21 protein-coding genes and 1 pseudogene are annotated in these 21,843 nt (G+C 38.5%); 14 read left to right on the forward strand and 8 right to left on the reverse strand.

Going from position 1 to position 21,843, the window contains the following annotated elements:
• Window positions 1-11 precede the first annotated feature (11 nt).
• Window positions 12-1,241: a phosphoglycerate dehydrogenase gene (gene serA / locus GM698_RS06970; protein ID WP_209289161.1), complete on the forward strand. Its 1,230-nt coding sequence runs from the start codon at window positions 12-14 to the stop codon at window positions 1,239-1,241.
• A 552-nt stretch (window positions 1,242-1,793) separates the two neighbouring features.
• Here serA and GM698_RS06975 read toward each other — a convergent pair.
• The 4 genes from GM698_RS06975 to GM698_RS06990 all read right to left on the reverse strand — a co-directional run bounded on the left by GM698_RS06975 (window position 1,794) and on the right by GM698_RS06990 (window position 6,377).
• Window positions 1,794-2,495 (reverse strand): lactate utilization protein C, encoded by a 702-nt coding sequence (locus GM698_RS06975; protein WP_159628532.1) that lies wholly within the window; start codon window positions 2,493-2,495, stop codon window positions 1,794-1,796.
• Window positions 2,496-2,499: 4 nt separating this feature from the next.
• Window positions 2,500-3,909, reverse strand: a complete 1,410-nt coding sequence (locus GM698_RS06980; RefSeq protein ID WP_176807378.1) for a LutB/LldF family L-lactate oxidation iron-sulfur protein — start codon at window positions 3,907-3,909, stop codon at window positions 2,500-2,502.
• A gap of 1 nt (window position 3,910) precedes the next feature.
• Window positions 3,911-4,642: a (Fe-S)-binding protein gene (locus tag GM698_RS06985; protein WP_159628530.1), complete on the reverse strand. Its 732-nt coding sequence runs from the start codon at window positions 4,640-4,642 to the stop codon at window positions 3,911-3,913.
• Window positions 4,643-4,772: 130 nt separating this feature from the next.
• Window positions 4,773-6,377 (reverse strand): L-lactate permease, encoded by a 1,605-nt coding sequence (locus tag GM698_RS06990; RefSeq protein WP_176807377.1) that lies wholly within the window; start codon window positions 6,375-6,377, stop codon window positions 4,773-4,775.
• A 245-nt stretch (window positions 6,378-6,622) separates the two neighbouring features.
• Between GM698_RS06990 and GM698_RS06995 the strand changes: the two genes are divergently transcribed.
• Complete coding sequence (locus GM698_RS06995) at window positions 6,623-7,375, forward strand: SIMPL domain-containing protein (protein WP_209289162.1); 753 nt, start codon at window positions 6,623-6,625, stop codon at window positions 7,373-7,375.
• Window positions 7,376-7,417: 42 nt separating this feature from the next.
• Here the strand turns inward: GM698_RS06995 and ychF are convergent, their stop codons facing one another.
• From ychF to GM698_RS07010, 3 genes are all read right to left on the reverse strand, one after another.
• The gene (gene ychF / locus GM698_RS07000) at window positions 7,418-8,509 is read right to left on the reverse strand and encodes a redox-regulated ATPase YchF (RefSeq protein WP_159628527.1); all 1,092 of its coding nucleotides are present in this window, start codon (window positions 8,507-8,509) and stop codon (window positions 7,418-7,420) included.
• Between the two features lie 88 nt (window positions 8,510-8,597).
• Window positions 8,598-9,182, reverse strand: a complete 585-nt coding sequence (gene pth / locus GM698_RS07005) for an aminoacyl-tRNA hydrolase (RefSeq protein ID WP_176807375.1) — start codon at window positions 9,180-9,182, stop codon at window positions 8,598-8,600.
• Between the two features lie 83 nt (window positions 9,183-9,265).
• Window positions 9,266-10,135, reverse strand: a complete 870-nt coding sequence (locus tag GM698_RS07010; RefSeq protein WP_176807374.1) for a D-alanyl-D-alanine carboxypeptidase family protein — start codon at window positions 10,133-10,135, stop codon at window positions 9,266-9,268.
• 241 nt (window positions 10,136-10,376) lie between these two features.
• Between GM698_RS07010 and GM698_RS07015 the strand changes: the two genes are divergently transcribed.
• The 7 genes from GM698_RS07015 (at window position 10,377) to GM698_RS07045 (ending at window position 18,208) form a co-directional block, all read left to right on the forward strand.
• Entirely contained in the window at window positions 10,377-10,754 is a 378-nt protein-coding gene (locus GM698_RS07015; protein WP_176807373.1) for a lysozyme inhibitor LprI family protein, read from the forward strand.
• Window positions 10,755-10,859: 105 nt separating this feature from the next.
• Complete coding sequence (gene prfC / locus GM698_RS07020; protein WP_176807372.1) at window positions 10,860-12,440, forward strand: peptide chain release factor 3; 1,581 nt, start codon at window positions 10,860-10,862, stop codon at window positions 12,438-12,440.
• Between the two features lie 57 nt (window positions 12,441-12,497).
• Entirely contained in the window at window positions 12,498-13,286 is a 789-nt protein-coding gene (locus GM698_RS07025) for a phosphodiester glycosidase family protein (RefSeq protein WP_245189293.1), read from the forward strand.
• Window positions 13,287-13,402: 116 nt separating this feature from the next.
• The gene (locus tag GM698_RS07030; RefSeq protein ID WP_245189254.1) at window positions 13,403-14,989 is read left to right on the forward strand and encodes an ABC transporter substrate-binding protein; all 1,587 of its coding nucleotides are present in this window, start codon (window positions 13,403-13,405) and stop codon (window positions 14,987-14,989) included.
• Window positions 14,990-15,074: 85 nt separating this feature from the next.
• Window positions 15,075-16,004, forward strand: a complete 930-nt coding sequence (locus GM698_RS07035; RefSeq protein WP_371739921.1) for an ABC transporter permease — start codon at window positions 15,075-15,077, stop codon at window positions 16,002-16,004.
• 9 nt (window positions 16,005-16,013) lie between these two features.
• Entirely contained in the window at window positions 16,014-16,796 is a 783-nt protein-coding gene (locus tag GM698_RS07040; RefSeq protein WP_176807369.1) for an ABC transporter permease, read from the forward strand.
• Window positions 16,793-18,208 carry an ABC transporter ATP-binding protein gene (locus GM698_RS07045; RefSeq protein WP_176812809.1) on the forward strand — a complete coding sequence of 472 codons (1,416 nt, stop codon included), beginning with the start codon at window positions 16,793-16,795 and terminating at the stop codon, window positions 18,206-18,208. The genes GM698_RS07040 and GM698_RS07045 overlap by 4 nt, the downstream gene beginning before the upstream one ends.
• 93 nt (window positions 18,209-18,301) lie before the next feature.
• Here GM698_RS07045 and GM698_RS07050 read toward each other — a convergent pair whose 3' ends face one another.
• Window positions 18,302-18,730: a helix-turn-helix transcriptional regulator gene (locus tag GM698_RS07050; RefSeq protein WP_176807368.1), complete on the reverse strand. Its 429-nt coding sequence runs from the start codon at window positions 18,728-18,730 to the stop codon at window positions 18,302-18,304.
• Between the two features lie 151 nt (window positions 18,731-18,881).
• On the opposite strand from GM698_RS07050, the gene GM698_RS07055 reads away from it, so the two are divergent.
• From GM698_RS07055 to GM698_RS07075, 5 genes and pseudogenes are all read left to right on the forward strand, one after another.
• The gene (locus tag GM698_RS07055) at window positions 18,882-19,892 is read left to right on the forward strand and encodes a TerC/Alx family metal homeostasis membrane protein (RefSeq protein WP_209289165.1); all 1,011 of its coding nucleotides are present in this window, start codon (window positions 18,882-18,884) and stop codon (window positions 19,890-19,892) included.
• Window positions 19,879-20,163, forward strand: a complete 285-nt coding sequence (locus GM698_RS07060) for a hypothetical protein (RefSeq protein ID WP_209289166.1) — start codon at window positions 19,879-19,881, stop codon at window positions 20,161-20,163. The genes GM698_RS07055 and GM698_RS07060 overlap by 14 nt, the downstream gene beginning before the upstream one ends.
• An 82-nt stretch (window positions 20,164-20,245) precedes the next feature.
• Window positions 20,246-20,392: pseudogene (locus GM698_RS07065) on the forward strand (transposase); the annotation flags it as partial.
• A gap of 110 nt (window positions 20,393-20,502) precedes the next feature.
• Window positions 20,503-21,078, forward strand: coding sequence for a TerD family protein (locus GM698_RS07070; RefSeq protein ID WP_209289167.1), 576 nt, complete (start codon window positions 20,503-20,505; stop codon window positions 21,076-21,078).
• A 171-nt stretch (window positions 21,079-21,249) separates the two neighbouring features.
• The gene (locus tag GM698_RS07075) at window positions 21,250-21,798 is read left to right on the forward strand and encodes a stress protein (RefSeq protein WP_245189255.1); all 549 of its coding nucleotides are present in this window, start codon (window positions 21,250-21,252) and stop codon (window positions 21,796-21,798) included.
• Window positions 21,799-21,843 lie beyond the last annotated feature (45 nt).

Here is a 21,843-nt window from a genome sequence, read left to right on the forward strand (position 1 = left end):
AGGAGCAAGATATGGCTAAAGTTTCTTTGGATAAATCAAAGATCAAATTTCTTCTGCTTGAAGGCGTACATCAAAATGCAATCGATGTACTTTTGGCAGCAGGTTATACTAATATTGAAGTGCACAAGAAGGCATTAGAGGGCCAAGAGCTCATTGAGGCAATCAAAGATGCACACTTTGTTGGTATTCGCTCACGTACGTTTTTAACAGAAGAGGTGCTTGCTCAAGCTCAAAAATTAATTGCAGTGGGTTGCTTCTGTATTGGCACTAACCAAGTAGATTTAGTGGCTGCGAAAAAACGAGGTATTCCCGTATTTAACGCACCATTCTCAAATACACGTTCGGTGGCAGAATTAGTGTTAGGGGAAATGATTTTATTAATGCGTCAAATTCCCACAGCTAATGCAGAAGTTCACCGTGGTGTATGGAATAAATCTGCCACTGGCTCAAATGAAGTTCGTGGCAAAAAATTAGGCATTGTGGGCTACGGTCATATTGGTTCTCAATTAAGTGTGCTTGCCGAAGCGATAGGAATGAAGGTCTATTTCTACGATGTGGAAAATAAATTACCACTGGGTAATGCTCAACAAGTACCAACCTTGGAAGGTTTACTTTCAAGCTGTGATATTATTTCCATCCATGTGCCTGAAATGGCATCGACTAAAAATTTAATGAATGCAGAACGTATCGGTCAAATGAAAAAAGGATCTGTATTAATTAATGCTGCGCGTGGCACAGTGGTTGATTTAGATGCATTAGCCTCTCGTATTGAAGATGGATCATTGCGTGGTGCCGCACTTGATGTTTTCCCTGAAGAACCTGCTTCAATTAGTGAGCCGTTTGTCTCTCCATTATGTCAGTTTGATAACGTGATCTTAACTCCGCATATTGGAGGCTCCACTTCGGAAGCTCAGGCGAATATCGGTACAGAAGTAGCGAATAAATTTGTGAAATATTCAGATAATGGTTCAACCTTATCTGCAGTAAATTTCCCTGAAGTTTCATTACCTATTCACAACCAAGCAAAACGTTTGTTGCATATTCACGAAAATCGCCCAGGTGTTTTAAACCGAATCAACCAAATTTTTGTGGAGTCAAATGTGAACATTGCTGCACAATATTTACAAACAGATCCTACAATTGGTTATGTTGTCATTGATGTAGAATGTGATAACGTAGATGAGGCCTTACAACGCTTAAAAGCCATCGAAGGTACAATTCGAGCACGAGTGCTGTACTAATATAATGAAACAAGAGGCTGAAATTTGAACTGAACTCAAAAGGGTTTATTATAAAGACTGAGCACTGTATTTCGCAGGGCTTGGTCTTTAAAAAATCGGGATAGTGGACAAATTGAATCTACAAAGTAGGTTAAAACCTTGTAATATAAGGCTTTAATGAGGCTTTGACCATTAATTTTGTCCTTTAAGACTAAACTTCAAACACAAGAAACTGACTCTAGCCTTATCTCAATAGTTAAATAAACATAAGCGATTACGGAGTGCTATTGGCGTTTAAAACATCTATTTAGGTATCAAAAATATCCTGCGTTAACTATTGCTCATAAAATCAACTTGGTTGAGTGTTTTTTAGACAGATAAAAGCAAAATTAGCACCACATCAGCGATTAACAGATGAACATAAGATGATGTTTAAAAGGATTTTAGGCAGAGTAGACAAATTCGATAGCATAATCTTTACCCATAAAAAATCTGCACCTTAATCAGTCGGTTTGGTGCCTAACTTTTGGGGGCAGATCAACAAGCGGTTATTTTTTAGATTTTTTCTGCAAATTACAGATCGTCAATTACGAGGTAAATTTTATTGACGGGACCGTGTACGCCAACGACTTTAATCAACTCAATATCTGCGGTGGCTGATGGGCCTGAAATGATATTCACACAAGATGGCATTCTTTCGCCTCGTTGCGCTTTTTCGTGCAGGATTTGGGCAAGCTGTGCGACTCGAGGTAATACCGTGCTTTTGCGTAATACCACCACCGATTTCTCAGGGAGTAAACTCACTGAACGTCCAAACTCTTTATCTGAGAAAATCACAATACCCCCCGATTCTGCCAAGCCGTATTCGCCGTAAACCACACCGATATTTGCATTTTTGGCTTTCTCAAAGTTAGTTTCTGATTGGTTAAAATCCCACACATAGCTGTCTTCGTATTTCGCTTGAATTGCCTCAGTAATGCCGAGATCTTTTAAGCGTTGATCGTTATTAATGATCACGCTCGTACCTCCATATTTTTCGCAGATCTCGATGATCGATTGAGCTACATCGGCTTCTTTCGTCTCTATAACATCTGCCATCATTACTCGAGCAAAGTCAATAAACTCTTGGCAAAGTTGTGGTTGAACAAGATCGGTTAAACGTGTAATAGCGTGGTTATTTTCCAACACAGGCATTGGATCAGGCACATTCTGGCGTGCTTTGCCCATACGTTGTGCCAATTTATTTAAGAAATTTTCACGATTTTGTAAATCCATTTTCTTATCCTCTGTTATTAAACCAATCACGGAAGCTCTCACCCTCAGATTCAGGTAAATCACGTGCTTTTGTCCATTCACCTAATGCACCAAAATTCACAGGTGCTTTTCCGTTTTTAATGAGTTTACTGGCCACTTTAGCCCCCACTTTTACACCAACTTTCCAAAGTGTTGGGTGTGAGTTAGCAAAGTTGAAACCAAAAATAGAGAGGCGTTCTGTCATCGGCGTTAAGCCTGCATCCACAATTTTCTCACGGTGTTTTAAGATAAGTTGAGCAAGTGGAATTTTGACCGGACATACACTATTACAAGCAGTACAAAGTGAGCACGTATATGGAAGCTCTTTAAACTCTTCGTAGCCACCTAATAATGGGGAAATTACCGCACCAATCGGACCAGGATAGATTGAACCATAACCGTGTCCACCAATTTGTCGATAAGCAGGGCAAGTGTTCAAACAAGCACCACAGCGGATACAACGTAATACTTCTTGGAATTCACTTTCTAAAATTTTAGAACGACCGTTATCTACAATCACTAAATGAAAATCTTCAGGACCATCTGTTTCGCCTTCAAGACGAGGGCCTGTTAGCCAAGTGTTATATGCCGTTAATTTTGCCCCTACTGCACTACGAGCAAGCATAGTGATTAACACATCGACTTCCTTAAATGTAGGAGCAATACGCTCCATCCCCATTACTGCAATGTGCGTTTTTGGCACAGTCGTTGCCATACGTAGGTTACCTTCGTTTGTAACTAAGCAAACAGACCCCGTTTCTGGTACCGCAAAATTACAACCTGAGATACCAATATCTGCTTCTAAAAAATCCTCACGGATTTTTTGACGAACGAATGCGGTCATCTCTTCTGGGGTTTCAGACCCATCATAACCTAGCACATCGTGCATTTCTTGGCGAATTCTGTAGCGATCTTTGTGAATCGCAGGTACAACAATATGAGAGGGCTTATCGCCTACAATTTGTAGCAAATATTCACCTAAATCGGTTTCTACCACGTTAATGCCTTCTGCCTCTAACACGTGGTTCATACCGATTTCCTCGGTTACCATCGATTTCGACTTAACGATTTTCTTCGCATTTTTCGCTTTCGCCACTTTTTTTATGTAATCTGTCGCTTCTTCTGCCGTTTCCGCAAAGAAAACGTGTCCACCGTTTTGGGTGACTTTTTCACTTAATTGGTAAAGGTAAGCATCAAGATTAGCTAAAACGTGGTTACGAATCGCCTTCGCATCATCACGCCATTCTTCCCAGTTACCTAACTCATCGACCATACGCTGACGGTTAGCACCTATCGTTTCTTGTGCTTTTACTAACGCTTTACGAACGACTTGATTATTAACTTGTTGTTCAACTCGTTGCTTAAAAGGTAGGGTGTTAGTTTGTAAATAAGACATTTTATTTTGCCCCCTGCATTAACACTTCAGCAATGTGCATCACTTTAATCTCTTTACCTTCACGGCTTAATCGACCACCAATGTTCATCAAACAACTTACATCTGCACCAATTAAATAATCTGGCTCATCAGTATCAATATTCGCTACTTTTTCTTTTACCATTTCACCCGAAATTTCCGCCATTTTGACTGAGAAAGTGCCACCGAAACCGCAGCAGGTTTCTTGGTTTTTAATGGGTAATAGTTCCAAACCTTTTACATTTTGTAATAAGGTAATCGGCTCATCTTTAATGCCCAATTTACGAAATAAGCTACAAGACGGATGATAAACCGCTTTACCTGGTAAGTAAGCACCAACATCTTTAACGCCTAATTTATTTACAATAAAATCGGTTAAATCGTAAAAGCGATCTGCTATCTTTTTCGCACGAGCAATCCATTCAACCTCACCAAAACGTTCAAAATATTCAGGATAATTTTTAATTGCATAGACACAAGAACCAGCAGGAGCAACAATCGGGTAATCATTTGCTTCAAAAGTTTCAACTAAATTTTTCATACCTAGTAAAGCTTGTTTGGTATATCCACTGTTAATTGCTGGCTGACCGCAGCAACCTTGTTTTTCTAAGAAAGTGATCTTACAACCTAATTTTTCCAATAAAAGTACGGTGTTTTTTGCAACACCCGCTTTCATTACATCTGCAATGCAGGTAACGTAAAAATTAACGTCCATAGGGGAACTCCCAGAATAAAAATAAGAATTAAATTCAAATGACTCCATTTAAGAAAGAGAAAGGAAGGGGAATTTGCAAAAATTTACAAAAACTCACCACTTCCTTTCTTAATTAAATGTTGATATTTACTTATACATTATAAAAAATTGGCACGATAAATAATGCAGCAATAGCAGCTATTACACCATACACAAACATTGGTATTACTGTTTTCTTAATAATATTACCTTCTTGTTTCTCAATACCTGTTACAGAACATACCGCAACGATATTGTTGATACATACCATATTACCCATAGCACCACCTACAGATTGCAATGCAAGGATTAACGTTACAGACAAACCAACTTGCTGTGCTGTTGCATATTGTACAGTACCGAAGGTTAGGTTAGATACTGTATTAGAACCTGAGAAAAACGCACCAATTGCACCTAAGAAAGAAGCAAATAATGTCCAAGATTGGCCTGTAAATTCTGCAAAACTTCTGCCGATAACTTGCACCATTGACTCTGAACCGCCAATTAACATTAATTTTACCATAATAATTGCACCTAAAAGTGCTAAGAATGGTTTCTTCACTTGGCTAAATGATGTACCGAAAATATCTTTAGTATTTTTACCTGAGACAGAGAAAATCGGTAAACAGATTAATACCGTGATAACAAATGGAATTAAAGCTGGTACATAAAGTAATTTATAGCTGGTTGCTACATTAGTAGATAAGATATTTTTTAGAGCAAAAATCAAACCTTGGCTGATCTCAACATTAGCAAAACCTAACGAGCCTGAAATCCAAGTCGTTGCATCATTTAACCAGGCTTTAAATGGAAGTTGTTGGACGCGTGTAATTACTAAGATAAAAATTAACAAACCTGTTGGTAATAACGCTTTCGCTACTTCGCCAAAAGTTGCTTTTTCGCCTGCAAGATTATTCTCAGTTTTCGCTAAACCAATACCTGCATTTGCTACAAATACAGAAACCAATAGACCAATTGCACCTGCAACTAATGAAGGGAACTCATAGTTAAATTGAGCAATAATAAAGTAAGGCACAACACAAGCTAGAATACTAATGTAAATAAACACAATATTCTGACGAATTTCTTTCCAGCTTACAATTAAACGCAATGCCATAATTGGAATAATGAATGCCGCAATTGAGTGAATTAATGCGGTAATAGCACCTATTTCAAGTACTTGTCCATCATTTAATAAACCATCTTTTAATAATGGTCCCATTCCGAACCACGTTGGCGTGCCTACTGCACCAAATGAAACGGGTACAGAGTTCATCACAAGTGCTAACATCGCCACTTGTAATGGCTTAAAACCTAAACCTACTAAGATTGGTGCAGCGATAGCAGCTGGCGTACCAAAACCTGATGCCCCTTCAATCATAAAGGCAAATGCCCAACCAATGATCATGAGCTGTGCAACTGGATTTGGGTTAATCGCTCCTAACCATTTACGCAATATGTTGGTTGCACCTGAAACCTCAGAAAACCGATTAAATAAAATCGCACCGAAAATAACGGTAATTGGCGTTAATACATCACCTAAACCTGCAATGATGTTTGCAAAGATGAGGGTCGTATCGTTACCAAAATAAGTAAGTTGAAGGATAAAAATGAATAACGCTGTTAGTGGAAGCGCTACATAAGACGGTAACGCATTGCGTTTTACCATTAAATAAATGAGTAAAACTATTGGAAAAACGCTCAGGAATAGAGCCATAGAACACCTCTTTTTATGATTATAAAATATGACCAACTGGTTTGAGTGTGCATTCTACACATTAGAAAAAGTAATGTAACTGGCTTGTTGTAAATTTGTGATATAATTCAAATTTTTAAGGTGCGTATGATTAAAAAAAAGCCTAATTTTTATAAACAACACTCAAAAGTTATTCATTTGGAGTTTATTTTTCAATTCAATAAAGTATAATCTTTCGTAATTACTTTACTTTTCAAGGAAACATTATGTCTTTAACTTCTAATAACCGCTATCTTGCCATTTTTGGTGTTATTTTAGCCGTAGGTTTGATGGCTGCCGCCTTTATTCTTGGACATCAATTTAAAAATTTACAACAAACAGGTGTGATTGCCGTAAAAGGGCTTGCAGAAGCTGAACATAAAGCGACACTAGGTACTTGGCAGGTATCTATTTTCGGTTGGGGCTTAACTTATAACGATGCAATGAAAGCTAATCAGCAAAACTTAAATCAAGCCGTTAAGTTTTTAAAAGAACAAGGTTTTTTGGATACAGAACGTGAAATTACCGAGCTTTCCGTGAATGAGAGAACAGAGTACTATGTAGATGAGTTTGGTAAAGATCGTTCTCGTCAAAATGGTTATAACGCAACACGTTCTATTGTGCTTTCAACCAAAGACCTAGCCAAATTACAAAACGGATTATCAAAAATCCAATTCTTACGGGCTGAAAACGAAGCCATTAATTTTAGCCAGCCCGATTATTATTTAGAGAATTTGGAAGAAATCAAACGTGATTTAATTGCCAAAGCCACCCAAGATGCCTACGTGCGAGCGGAAGAATTTGCCAAAACCAGTAATGTGAAAGTCGGCTTATTACGCTCTGCCTCACAAGGTTCGTTTGATATTAAATCAAGCCGCCCAAATACTGAAGATAGCGATGATTATGGCGGTGGTTATGATACTTCAACCATCGACAAAAAAGTTCGCTTGGTTGTAACCATTCAATACGCAATTAATTAACAAAAAAAGACCGCTTGCAAGCGGTCTTTTTTATCAGAAATTTTACACATTGAAACGAAAATGCATTACATCGCCGTCTTGAACGATATACTCTTTCCCTTCCAAACGCCATTTACCAGCTTCTTTTGCCCCTGCTTCGCCTTTGTGATCGATATAGTCTTGATAAGCAATGACTTCAGCACGAATAAAACCTTTTTCAAAGTCAGTGTGGATAACTGCTGCAGCTTTTGGTGCAGTTGCACCGACTGAAACAGTCCACGCTCGCACTTCTTTTACCCCAGCAGTAAAATAGGTTTGTAAATTAAGCAAGCGATAGCCCGCTCGTATGACACGATTTAAACCCGGTTCTTCAATCCCTAAATCTTGTAAAAACTCAACTTTTTCTTCATCATCCAGTTCTGCAATTTCAGACTCAATTGCCGCACACACTGGCACAACCACTGCCCCTTCTTTTTCTGCGATTTCACGCACACGGTCAAGATATGGGTTATTTTCAAAACCATCTTCATTTACATTTGCGATATACATCGTCGGTTTTAACGTTAAGAAATTATAACCTTTGATGGCGTGCAGCTCATCTTTATCTAAATCAACAGAGCGAATCATTCCCGCATTTTCAAGCACAGGTAAAATTTTCTCCATAATTGATAATTCAAATTTCGCCTCTTTGTCGCCACCTTTAGCACGTTTTTGTAAACGCTGAATAGCACGCTCGCAACTGTCTAAATCTGCCAATGCCAACTCGGTATTGATGATTTCAATATCATCTGCAGGGTCAATTTTACCTGCAACGTGAACGATGTCATCGTTTTCAAAACAGCGTACAACGTGGCCAATTGCATCGGTTTCACGAATGTTGGCTAAGAATTTGTTACCCAAACCCTCCCCTTTACTTGCACCTGCGACTAAGCCTGCAATATCCACAAATTCCATTGTAGTGGGTAATACACGCTCAGGTTTAACAATTTCCGCTAACGCATCTAAACGAGGGTCTGGCATTGGCACCACACCCGTGTTTGGCTCAATGGTACAAAACGGATAGTTTGCCGCTTCAATACCCGCTTTTGTTAATGCGTTAAAAAGGGTTGATTTACCAACATTAGGTAAACCCACAATACCACATTTAAATCCCATTTTTGTTTCCTTATTTCAATTCAATTTTGCAAAAAATTATGCAAATTTAACCGCTTGTAGAGCGAATAATAATTTGCCGCTTGTTCTGTTACACTTTAAACGCATTTAAACGGTTCATTGCTTTAACTATTCCGTCTTGCAATAAAATTTCAGTACAACGTGCCGCCTCATCAACTGCTGCATTAATTAATGCTTTTTCTTGTGGAGCAGGCTTACCTAATACATACGCCGCAACTAACTCTTTATGCCCAGGGTGTCCAATGCCGATTCGCACACGGTAAAACGCTTTGTTATTACCCAGTGCCGCAATAATGTCTTTCAAGCCGTTATGCCCACCGTGTCCGCCATCTTTTTTCAACTTAACGGAACCAGGCGGCAAATCAAGTTCATCGTGAGCAACTAAAATCTCTTCTGGCTTAATACGATAAAAATTGGCTAGTGCACCAACCGCTTTTCCACTTAAATTCATAAACGTACTTGGTATTAATAAACGCACTTCTCCTTGAGCGGTATTAATTTTAGCCACTTTGCCAAAATATTTGGCTTCTTCTTTTAGGCTTACATTATACATTCGAGCAAGTTCATTAATAAGCCACTCACCTGCATTATGACGAGTGTCTTCGTACTTTGTTCCAGGGTTTGCAAGACCAACAATTAGTTTAATTTCTGACACTATCTTGTCTCAATTCATTTAATTAAAGGGCAACATTGTAGATAAAAACGGAGGTTTTCTCAAGACAAGTATTTAGCTTGCCATTAATCATATTGCCTATATGGATTTGCCACACATTGGTATTTTGCTAGCATCGCTTCAGTAAAATAAGCACGAGATGTTGCATTATTGTTATGCAAGCTTACTACCCCAATTTGTTTACCTTTACAATCTCCTTTTGCAATAAAAGCAAGATTATAACCCGCCTCTCGGGTATAACCTGTTTTACTTACTAACGCTTGATAAGATTGGGTGCGAACCATACTGTTGGTGTTTTTCATTGAAAAATATCGACCACCTGCATAAACACTTACCAATGGAGAATTAGAAAGTTGCTGAATTTCAAGCTTACTCGCGGCATAACCTGCAAGTTTTGCTAAATCAACCACCGTTGAAACATTATAAGAAGATAAACCAGAGCTATCGCCAAAGTAGGTTTGAGTCATACCGATTTCTTTTGCTTTACTGTTCATTCGAGCTAAAAATTGAGCTTTATTTAAGTGTGTTGCATGAGCAAGAGAATGCGCAGCATAGTTATCCGAGCGCACTAACATCGCTTTTAATAATTCGCTACAGGCAATGTTGGTATTCTTCGGTAACGGGCTGGTTGTGCCTTTAATAAAATCAGCATCTGAAGGCAAAATTTGCGTTTGACAATTTTCTCCATAACGATTTTCTTCTAAAAATACAACCGCCGTCATCAACTTAGTCACCGAAGCAATCGGCAGAACTAAATTCACATTTCTACCTTCTAAAAACTTTTTCTGTTTTAAATCAAACACTACATAAGCTGAATTTTCAGCAGGGATATAAGCAGGTTTCGCTTTAATACGAGGACTTGGTTTCTTTGCTGGTTGTGAAGAGCAAGCACTCAATACTAATGCGGTAATGATAAGAGGGATAAGTTTTTTCATAAAAAGATTCGTCGAAAAATAAAGTCAAAGTTTGGTATTGTACTTCGTTTCCTGAGTTGTTCCATAGCAAGCGGTCGATTTTTACAAAATTTTTGCAAATGCGAATTTGCAAAGTTCTCTCAAAATTTAACCGCTTGCCCTGTTGTCCCAAATCGGCGAAAATAAGCTTAATTTTCTGGCGATATTCCCGTCAATTTAAATATGTTCATAATTACTATAATTGCTTTTTGAGGAGAATAATATGAAAAAGTTACTATTGGGAATAGTATCACTTTTTATAACAAACCAGGTTTTTGCTGAAGAATCCTGTGAAAAATTTACTACATCTTACGATCGTACCTATTGCGTTGCTAAGTTATTTGTAGAATCAGACAATGAGCTGAATCAAGTTTATAAAGAGCTAAAAACCTATTTAAAAAGTGAAATATCAAAAAGTTTAACCACTACACAACGTAACTGGATCAAATATAGAGATAATCGTTGCGAAACTAATGGAAATATTGAGGTAGATTGTAACTATCAAGTTAATAAATTACGCACCGAATACTTACGTGATCGCCTACGTGAATGTAAAACAGGTAATTGTCAGATAGATGCAATCCGCAGAGAAAGCTGGTAGCTATTTGATATTCCAATATTTAATTTAATGGAAAACCAGTCCAAATTATGATTGGGGGGCGAATAATAATTCGCCCCTACGTTTTAACCTATACACGAGAACATTATGTCATATCCACAAGAAGTTAATAAACGTCGCACCTTTGCGATTATCTCTCACCCCGATGCAGGTAAAACAACTATCACCGAAAAGGTGTTGCTTTACGGAAATGCGATCCAAACCGCAGGCTCGGTAAAAGGTAAAGGTTCCGCACAACACGCAAAATCGGACTGGATGGAAATGGAGAAGCAACGTGGTATCTCTATTACCACCTCTGTGATGCAGTTCCCTTACAACGAATGCTTAGTCAATCTTTTAGATACCCCAGGGCATGAAGACTTCTCGGAAGATACTTATCGCACTTTAACAGCGGTGGATAGCTGCTTAATGGTTATCGACTCAGCAAAAGGGGTTGAAGAACGTACGATTAAATTGATGGAAGTGACCCGACTGCGTGATACGCCAATTTTGACCTTTATGAACAAGCTCGACCGCGATATTCGTGATCCAATGGAATTATTAGACGAAGTGGAAAGCGTATTAAAAATTAAATGTGCGCCTATCACTTGGCCCATTGGCTGTGGCAAATTATTCAAAGGAGTTTATCATATCTATAACAATGAAACTTATCTTTACCAAACTGGGCAAGGGCATACCATTCAAGAAGTGCGTATTATTAAAGGGCTTGATAACCCAGAGTTAGATCAAGCGGTTGGTGATGATTTAGCGCAACAACTACGTGATGAGTTGGAATTGGTGCAAGGTGCTTCGCACGAATTTGATCACGATGCCTTCATCAAAGGTGAATTAACCCCAGTGTTCTTCGGAACGGCGTTAGGTAACTTTGGCGTAAACCATTTCTTAGATGGTTTAACCGAATGGGCTCCGGCTCCGCAAGTTCGTGAGTCAGACATTCGCACCGTTGAAGCCAGCGAAGAAAAATTCAGCGGTTTCGTGTTTAAAATCCAAGCGAATATGGATCCTAAACACCGAGACCGTGTTGCTTTTATGCGTGTGGTTTCAGGCAAATATGAAAAAGGAATGAAGTTAAAACACGTCCGCATCGGCAAAGACGTGGTAATTTCTGATGCCTTAACCTTTATGGCTGGCGATCGTACTCACGCTGAAGAAGCTTACGCAGGCGATATTATCGGCTTACATAATCACGGCACAATTCAAATTGGCGATACGTTCACGCAAGGCGAAAACTTGAAATTTACAGGCATTCCAAACTTTGCACCAGAACTGTTCCGCCGCATTCGTTTGAAAGATCCGCTAAAACAGAAGCAGCTATTAAAAGGTTTAGTTCAACTTTCAGAAGAAGGTGCGGTGCAGGTTTTCCGCCCACTTATTAATAATGATTTAATTGTGGGTGCGGTAGGTGTGCTACAGTTTGATGTCGTGGTTTCACGTCTTAAATCAGAATATAACGTAGAAGCTATTTACGAAACCGTGAATGTAGCAACTGCTCGTTGGGTAGAGTGTAACGATGCAAAAAAACTCGAAGAATTTAAACGCAAAAACGAGGTAAATCTAGCCCTTGATGGCGGTGATAACCTCACTTACATTGCCCCAACGATGGTAAACCTAAACCTTGCACAAGAACGTTACCCTGATGTAAGCTTCTTTAAAACAAGAGAACATTAGCCTTTTAACACAAGCGGTCGATTTTGCAGAAAATTTTGCAAACCGACTGCTTATTTGATGTATTCAAAACACTTAAATTTGCCTGTGAAAAGATATTTTATTTTATTATCGCTCTTTCTAACTAGCTTTGCCCACGCTACAGACCAATGTATTGATTATTCAAACCAATCCCCGTTTCACATTACCCGTGTTGATCTAAATTGCAAAAATATCAGTCTGATTGGTTCTCAACAAAGCGATAACCAATCCACCGTTTCTCAGTTTGCACAAAAATATCAAACTAACGTTGCGATCAATGCCAACTTTTACTGGAAAGATTATACCCCGATTAGCCTAGTTATTAGTCAGGGCAAACGCTGGTCAAAATATAATGATGTGCAAAATCGGGTTATATTTGCTTGTGATAAAGAAAATCAATGTATGATTGAGGAAAAAAATAAAGTGACCTCAACCAACCCCAAATGGCAAGTAGCAATTAGTGGCTGGCATTGGTACAACGCGAAAAGCAAAAAATTTGAATGTGCAGACACAGATAAAGTCGGCTGTGCTCAGAGCATTTTTTACGATAAACACCCTCGCACTCTTATCGGCTTAAATGAACAGAAAAATTGGCTCTATCTGGTTGTGGTAGAAGGAAGACAATTCTCCTTTAGTGGCGTGACATTAGATGAGCTCGCAGAAGTCGCTCACAAACTTGAACTAACTAAAGCAATTAATCTTGATGGTGGCGGTAGTTCAACAATGGTTATCAATAATAAGAGGGTAAATTCTTTACCGTTTTTACAAAGCGAAGAACGGAAAGTAGCCAACCACTTTGGTATAAAAATAGTGCCATCACCGCAATAAGAAATAATTATTTTTGCCTATTAAACAACCAACTACACATAATTATACTTTTTATGGAAATATGCTAAAGTGCCGTTGTTAACTAAAACTACAATTTTTTTATGGAGAAATATAAAGTGAAAAAATGGTTAATTCCATTAACAGTAGCTGCCTTCAGTGTTGCTGCTTGTGATGAAAAAAATAATACACAAACAAATGTAGAAAAACCTACTGCTCAAAATGAACAGTTGCAAAAAAATCCAGAAATATTACCGCTTGTAACGGTAGTGGCTCCTTGGGAATTAAACAGCTTAGATTTAAACCAATCAGGTGTGATTTTCCAGCGAATGAATATTGCGGAAACTTTAGTTGAAGCAAATCTTGAAGGTCAGTTATCAGAAGGTTTAGCCACAAAATGGATGGCTAATGAAGATTCAAGTGTTTGGACATTTACTTTACGTGAAGCGAAATTCCACAACGGTCAGCCTTTAACTGCACAAGCGGTCGAAAAATCATTAAAAATTGCACTTTCAAAGCCAAGCATCCTGCAAAAAGCTTTTATTAAAGAGATTAAAGCATTAAATAGCAATCAAATTCAATTTGAATTAACCAAATCGTTTGTACCCTTCCCATCTTTCTTAACGCACTACACCACGTTGATTTTAGCAGAAGAGAGTTTTGACGAAAAAGGGAATGTGGCACAAGTTATCGGTACAGGTGCATTCAAAGCGACTAAAATCGAAGCACCACAAAAATTAGAAACCCTTCGTTTTGACGAATATTGGGGCAACAAGCCACAACTTCAGCAAGCCAATTATTTAGCCAGCAGTCGTAGTGAAACCCGAACCTTAATGGCACAAAGCGATAAAACTGCATTAGTTTTCAATTTAGATAAAGCCAGTGTGGCTCGTTTAAAAGCCGATCCGAATTTACAATTGATTAATACATCGATTGCACGTACTACTCAGCTAAAAATGGACATTGCAAAGCCATTTTTTAATGATTTAGCCATTCGTCAAGCCTTATCACAAGCAATTAACCGCAAAGCAATTGCCGAGCAGATCTTAAAAATTCAAGATGGTATGGCAGATCAGATCTTGCCAAAAGCCTTCTCAGAATGGCGAGTTAATACTACAGAATCTCATTTGAGCCACGAAGAAACGATTGCAAAAATTAAAGAAAATTTGACCGCTTCTGGTTATCAATATAATGCAGAAGGTCAATTAACGAAAGACGACAAACCATTTACATTTACCTTAAAAACCTATTCTGATCGTCCTGAATTACCGATTATCGCCACTATTTTACAAGCAGAATGGAAAAAAATTGGAGTTGATGTCAATGTTTCAGTAGGTAACTTTAGTGAAATCCCGCTAGGTCATCAAAATGGTACGTTAGAGATGGCACTTTATGCTTTCAACTACGCTAAAACGCTCGATCCTTTTGCTTTAATGGTACAAGACTTTGCGAATGGCGGTAGTGATTGGGGAGTAATGAATTGGCGTAATGAAAACTTAGATCAAGCCTTGAAAAAGCTTGAAACGGAAAACGATCCTGAAAAAGCTAAGCAATTAAAACAACAAGTCAGCCAAATTATTCACGATGAATTGCCGATTATTCCGATTGTATATGATCAGCAAACCGTTGTAGGGCATCAAAGCATTCGTGGCCTAACACTAGATCCGTTTGAAAGACGATTTTATTTAGAGAAATTATCTCAATAATTATAGAGATGGGGCTGAGCCCCGATTTGGTTACTTATAGGCGGCCGCTAAACCCGCCTACGACATTTGGAATGAACTAGACGTGATTCACATCCTACTCCGCCGCTTTACCCAATTAATATTAGTTATTTGGTCGGTTGGCACATTGACCTTTATCCTTACCCGCCAGCTTTCAGGCGATATGGCATACCGTATTGCTGCCAGCCGCTATGGTTACGATCAAGCCGATAGTATGGCAGCTGAAGCCGTACGTGCCGAGCTAGCATTAGATCAACCTTGGTGGCAAAGCTATTTCAGTTGGCTAGGCGATTTGTTGCAGTTTAACTTAGGTAAATCATTGGTAACAGGCGATCCAGTCTGGGCTGAAATTCAGCACCAATTCGGTCATACATTAAGCCTTGCGATTGTAGCATTAATCTTGGCAATCCTTATTGGTCCACCACTGGGCTTACTTGCCGCTGGCAAACCAAACCATTTTTTTGACCGCTTGACATTAGTATTGAGCACACTATTGCGTTCTTTGCCAATCTTTATCATCGCCATTGGCTTAATTACGCTCTTTTCAGCTCAGCTAAAATGGCTACCTGCGGGTGGGTATGGCAGTTGGCAACATTTTATCTTGCCAGCGTTCACTCTTGCGATTGGTTTAAGTGCAGTTTCGGTGCGAGTTACCCGTACTGCAATGGTGCAAGTAAAAAATGCTGAGTTCTACCAATTCTCGCAATTAAAGGGGCTAAGTCTTTGGAAAACCTTTATCCGACACGGTTTACCAAACATTGCCGTCCCAGTTATTGCCTATCACGCAGTCCAGCTTGTCTATTTAATTGAAGGCGTTGTGGTGGTAGAAAGTTTATTTGCCTGGCCAGGTAGCGGACACGCATTAGTCCACGCCATTATTGCCCGTGATGTACCAATGATTCAGGGTACAGCCTTAGTAATGGGCGGATTATTTGTTGTACTAAACACCCTCGCTGATCTACTAAGTGCTTGGATTGATCCACGAATTAAGCGATAGGACATCAAGATGAAAATTTCAACTTCACAATATTTAGGTGCTACGATCTTAGTGGTGATGCTAGGGTTTGCATTTCTACAACCTTATTTTTATCCAATGGATATCAGCTTTCAGGATCTAACCAATACGCTTTCTACCCCGAATGCGTTGGCGTGGTTCGGCACCGATCATCTTGGCAGAGATATGCTTGCTCGCCTGTCATCTGCAATTCGCCTCTCTTTTGGCTTATCACTATTTAGCGTATGTTGTGCCTTAATTGCAGGCTTATTGACTGGCGTTATGGCTGGCTTTTTCGGTGGTTGGATTGATCGCATTTTTAGCTTTATGTGTGATTTAGTGATGGCACTACCGGGCTTATTACTGGTGTTACTGTTTGCCGCACTCTCTCCAGGTTCGTTCTGGACGCTCTACTTAGGGATTTCATTGGTAATGTGGGTAGAATTTTTCCGTGTGATCCGTTCCATTAGCTCAACAATGGCAAACAGTTCGGAAATTCAAGCCTCACGCTTAATGGGAATGGGCTGGCTTTATAGCTTCAAACGCCATTTATTACCTCGTTTACTGCCAATGATCGCCACATTATCTGCATTTTCACTCGGCAACGCGATTTTGGCTCTAGCTACACTTGGCTTTGTGAGTGTAGGGTTACGCCCACCTACAGCGGAGCTTGGCTTAATGATGACGGAATTATTCCCTTATTACTACGAAGCACCACTGATCTTTTTACAGCCAGTAGTTGCCGTATTTTTGATGGTGCTTAGCCTACAATTATTATCAGGGAGAGTGAAATAATGTTACTAGAAATTCAAAATGTAAGCGTACAGACCAAAGAAGGTATAACGCTGGTTCAACCTATTTCACTTTCACTGCAACAAGGCAAAAATATTACCATTTTAGGCGAAACTGGGTCGGGCAAAAGCCTGTTAATTCAAGCCATTATGGGTGCTTTACCTGAAGAGCTTATTGCAAGCGGTCAATTTTTTGTTGAAACTTGCAAAATTGATTTTAACCAACAATCTGAGATTGAAAAAATGTGGGGCAAAACCTTAGTAATGCTGCCACAAGAACCTCGTCGCTCGCTAAACCCTATTATGGAAATCGGCAAGCAGTTGTGGGAAAGCTTTCACTATGTGGCTGGAAAATCTTCGCCTCAAGCGAAAACGGAGAGCCAAGCCTATTTGGCCAAACTCGGTTTAGGTGAATCGGTTGAAAGCTACCCTCACCAACTTTCGGGCGGAATGGCTCAACGTGCCTCTTTTGCAATTGCAACTGCTGCGGGTGGAAAAATTTTACTGGCAGATGAACCGACCAAAGGGCTTGATCCAATTAGCAAAGGCAAAGTGATTGAACTGTTAAAATCCGCTTACCAAAATGGTGGTGGCTTATTAACCATTACCCACGATATTGAAGTTGCCGAACAACTCAGTGGCTACATACTGGTAATGAAAAAAGGCGAGCTGTTGGAACAAGGCGAGGCAAAAGCTCTATTAAGCAATCCACAACACCCTTATACCCAAGCCTTAATTGCCGCTGATCCAAAACATTGGCAACCATTTCAAGATTTGCAAAATTTGAGCCAAAAACAACCGCTTGTCTCGGTTAAAAATCTGAGTGTTGCTCGAGGCAAGAAAACCTTGTTTAGCAATCTCTCTTTTGATTTACACAAAGGCGAAGTGCTAGGTATGGTGGGGCATAGTGGTATTGGAAAAAGCTCCCTTGCCGATGTGTTATGTGGTTTGCTAAAACCAAAATCGGGCGAGGTAAAATGGCACAGTCAAAGCCACAAAAAGCACCAGGTATTAAAGCTCTACCAAGATCCACCCGAGGCTTTCGCCCCGAATGTGAGCCTACAAACCTTGCTTGATGATGTGATCAATAAACATAAATTAGATCGCAAACTAATTCCAAATTTATTGGCACAACTTTCTCTAAGCCCAGAAATTTTACAACGCAATGCGGAAAATGTATCCGGTGGTGAGCTACAACGAGTAGCAATTTTGCGTGCTTTATTACTTGACCCAGTGTTACTATTTGCCGATGAAGTCACTTCTCGACTTGACCCGATCACGCAGCAAGAAACCATTGAATTATTGATAAGCCAATGCAGGGCAAGAAATTGTAGCTTAATTTTAGTTAGCCACGATCCGTATTTAATTGAGAAATCGTGCGATAAGGTGATTAATTTAGAAGATTATTTGAATTAAAAATTTTATAAAGTAGCTAAACCAAGCAATAGACGGTCAGTTTTTAGCAAAATATCAGCAAAACTGACCTATTATCTTTCCTAAAAGAGGCATTTATTTTTCTTTCAACAATGCAATAATCTCTTTCAATGAATCAATCTCCCTCTGTTTCTGTTCTAATAAAAGATCTCTACTTTTTAAAAGCTCCTCACTATGGAAAATAATATTATCTTTTAATTGTAGCGATAATTTTAGCTTCTCAATTTCAATAGCTGAGATTTCGTTAGTTCCATAATATATTGTATTATTATCTACAACCTCATTCATCATAAAATAGACACCATTATTTGCATTTTGCATAAATTCCAAAGCATCCATATTAAATATATTGGCAATCTGTTCTAATTTATTGAGTGTTAATTTCGTTTCTCCCCGTTCAATCTTTGCATAACCATTTACTGACATATTCAATTTTTCTGCCATATCTTCCTGAGACCATTGCCTAATCTCTCTTAATACCCTAATTTTTTTATTGTATTCCATAAATACCTACTATTTGGAGAATTTTACTTATAAAAAGTGTAATTTTACCCATCTTTTTTAGGTGGTTAAGTAAAACGAAAAAAACTACACTGATTCTAGTTTTTGTTTGTTTATTTATCAAGCTATGCTTGAATTTTAAGGGAATTATATTATGGCTAATTTTGGCTTTCCTGTCGAAACAATCCTTGTCTTTTTGGGGGTTATTGCCTTTTCGGTGTACATTGATTTGTTTGCTCATCGCAATACTAAAGAGATTACGCTTAAAGATGCTTCGCTTTGGTCTCTATTTTGGATTGGGCTAGCTGTAGCTTTTTATGGTTATTTGTGGGCGAGATTTAATAAGGAATCCGCTGATCTTTATCTTGCTGGTTATGTGCTAGAGAAAAGTCTATCAATTGATAATTTAATGGTTTTTGTTGCTATTTTTGCATCATTTGGAATCACTGGCAAATTGCAACACCGTATTCTTTACTGGGGAATTATAGGAGCATTGGTTTTTCGTGCAATATTTGTGGTAATTGGAGCAAGCCTATTTACAGCCAGTCCTTATGTTGGTTTCATTTTTGCTGCTTTTGTTATTTGGAGTGGATATAAAATGCTCAATAGTAACAATGAGTCAGAGGAGGAGATTGAAGACTATTCTAATCATTGGAGTGTCCGCTTTATCGGGAAAACAATGCGTGTTTATCCCAAATTGTTTGGAGAACGTTTCTTTGTTAAACATCATGAATTGGGTGCAGAAAATTTAGCCTTAGTCACTCGTAAAGGGATTCGCTATGCTACACCAGCATTCCTCTGCCTTATGGCAATTGAAACCTCAGATGTTGCATTTGCTTTTGATTCTGTTCCTGCCGTCATTGCAGTTACCCAAGAACCATTACTCGTTTATGCTGCTATGATTTTTGCCATTCTAGGATTACGTAGCCTCTACTTTATTTTAGCAGCACTGACTAAATATCTGGTTCATCTTGAAAAAGCTGTTATCGCTTTACTTTTCTTTATTGGTATCAAGATGGGGATTCAATCTTGGAATCATGCATTCGGTGATACAGGTATTCATATCTCTCCAAATACCAGTTTATTGATTGTGTTAGGAACATTAACTGTTGGTGTATTGGCTTCCTTTATTTTTCCAGAGAAAGATAATAATGAAAAAAATTAATTTTGTCTTAAGCCTGTTACTTGTTTCTAGCTCTGCACTATCGCAACCTTATAAAACTCCACCAACATCCTCAACAAGTGGCTATGTACCTATAATTAGTGATGAGTTAATGGAGCAGTGTGTCAAAATTTATAATGAAGCTGAATGGTTAGAAAATGATTTAAATCATAGTTCGCTTAATCAATATTCTCAATATGAAGTGAATCAATACAACCAGAATATTGCAAAATTAAACCAATTAACTAACTGGTTTAATCAAAATTGCTACTAATTTTATTGCTAACTAAAAACCACCTTCTATGAAGGTGGTCATCGCCTTAAAAGGCTTTGCCTGAATAAAAAACTCATTACGTAGGCATAAATTGTGGGGTAACTACTTTTGGGCAAGAGGTTATTGCGTAGACACCGTAGGTGTCAATGCAGAAATGATAAGGAAGTATGTGAAATATCAGGAAAAGCACGAATTAGAAGATAAACAACTTCGTTTATCAGATATATAAAAATTTGGGTTCTATGAATTCGAATTTTAATTGCCCCCTTCTAGGGGGCTTTAGCAAAGCCACCTTCTATGAAGGTGCATTTTTACTCATCAACTTAATGGAGAATTTATATGTCAGTATCTTTATCAAAAGGCGGTAATGTAAGCCTAAGTAAAAACGCCCCTAATTTAACTAAATTAGTGATTGGATTAGGTTGGGATGTTCGCACAACCGATGGTGCAGAATTTGATATAGACGCTAGTGCATTTATTTTGGATGCAAATGGAAAAGTACGTTCAGATGCCGATTTTATTTTTTATAACAATTTGAAATCAATTGATGGCAGTGTTGAACATACGGGTGATAACCGTACCGGAGCTGGCGATGGTGATGATGAAAGCATCATTGTACACCTTGACAAATTACCTACTATGGTAGAAAAAATTGCGATTATAGTAACTATTCATGAAGCAGAATCAAGAAAACAGAATTTCGGTCAAATTATTGGTGCATTTGTTCGTTGTGTAGATGGAGCAAATAATAATGAAATCGCTCGTTTTGATTTAAGTGAAGATGCTTCAACTGAAACAGTAATGATTTTTGGTGAAATCTATCGCCATGACGGAGAATGGAAATTCCGTGCCGTAGGACAAGGCTTTGCCGGTGGTTTAGCAGCATTAGCAAGAAATTACGGTATTAATATTTAATTGGATAAATGGGTAAGCAATTACCCATTTTTTATGGAGAAAGCATATGGCGATTGATGTAACTAAAAAGCCTAAAATATCACTTAGTAGAGTCGTATTAGAAAAATCGGGAGATTCTACGAGTATTGATTTATCTAAAAGTAATAATCAAAACATTGTAATCAATTTAAATTGGACGCAGAAAAAAATAGTGGGCTATTTGCCAACCTATTTAACAAAAGCCAAGATATTGATTTAGATTTAGGATGTTATTATGAATTAAATAATGGGCAATCTTCAGTGATTGATGGATTACAATTTTCACATAATCGAGGAGGAGCTAGAAATCAACGTACCCGACAAGGTTGCTATACCGAAGCCCCTTATATTTGGCATTGTGGCGATGATCGAGGTGCTGGCAATAATTCAGGTGAGAATATTTTAGTGAATCCGCAAGGAACTCAATATATTAAACGAATTATCGTTTACTGTTTCATCTATGAGGGTGTAGCTAGATGGGGGGAATCTGATGCAGTAGTAACAGTAAAAGTGCCTAGCCAGCCTGATATTGTCGTGGAAATGGGTAGACAAATTGATCCCAGAACATTCTGTGCGATTGCCTCAATTGAGTTTCACGGAAATCAAATGTCAGTAAGGAAAGAGATCACTTTCCACAACGGACATAAAGAGTGCGATCACTATTATAATTGGGGGTTTAATTGGGGATCTGGTTCCAAATAATAAGAAAGGCGGGTTATTTGCCCGCCACTTTCATAATATTACAAA

It is taken from the genome of Mannheimia sp. ZY171111 (assembly GCF_017750945.1).
Taxonomy (GTDB): domain Bacteria; phylum Pseudomonadota; class Gammaproteobacteria; order Enterobacterales; family Pasteurellaceae; genus Mannheimia; species Mannheimia pernigra.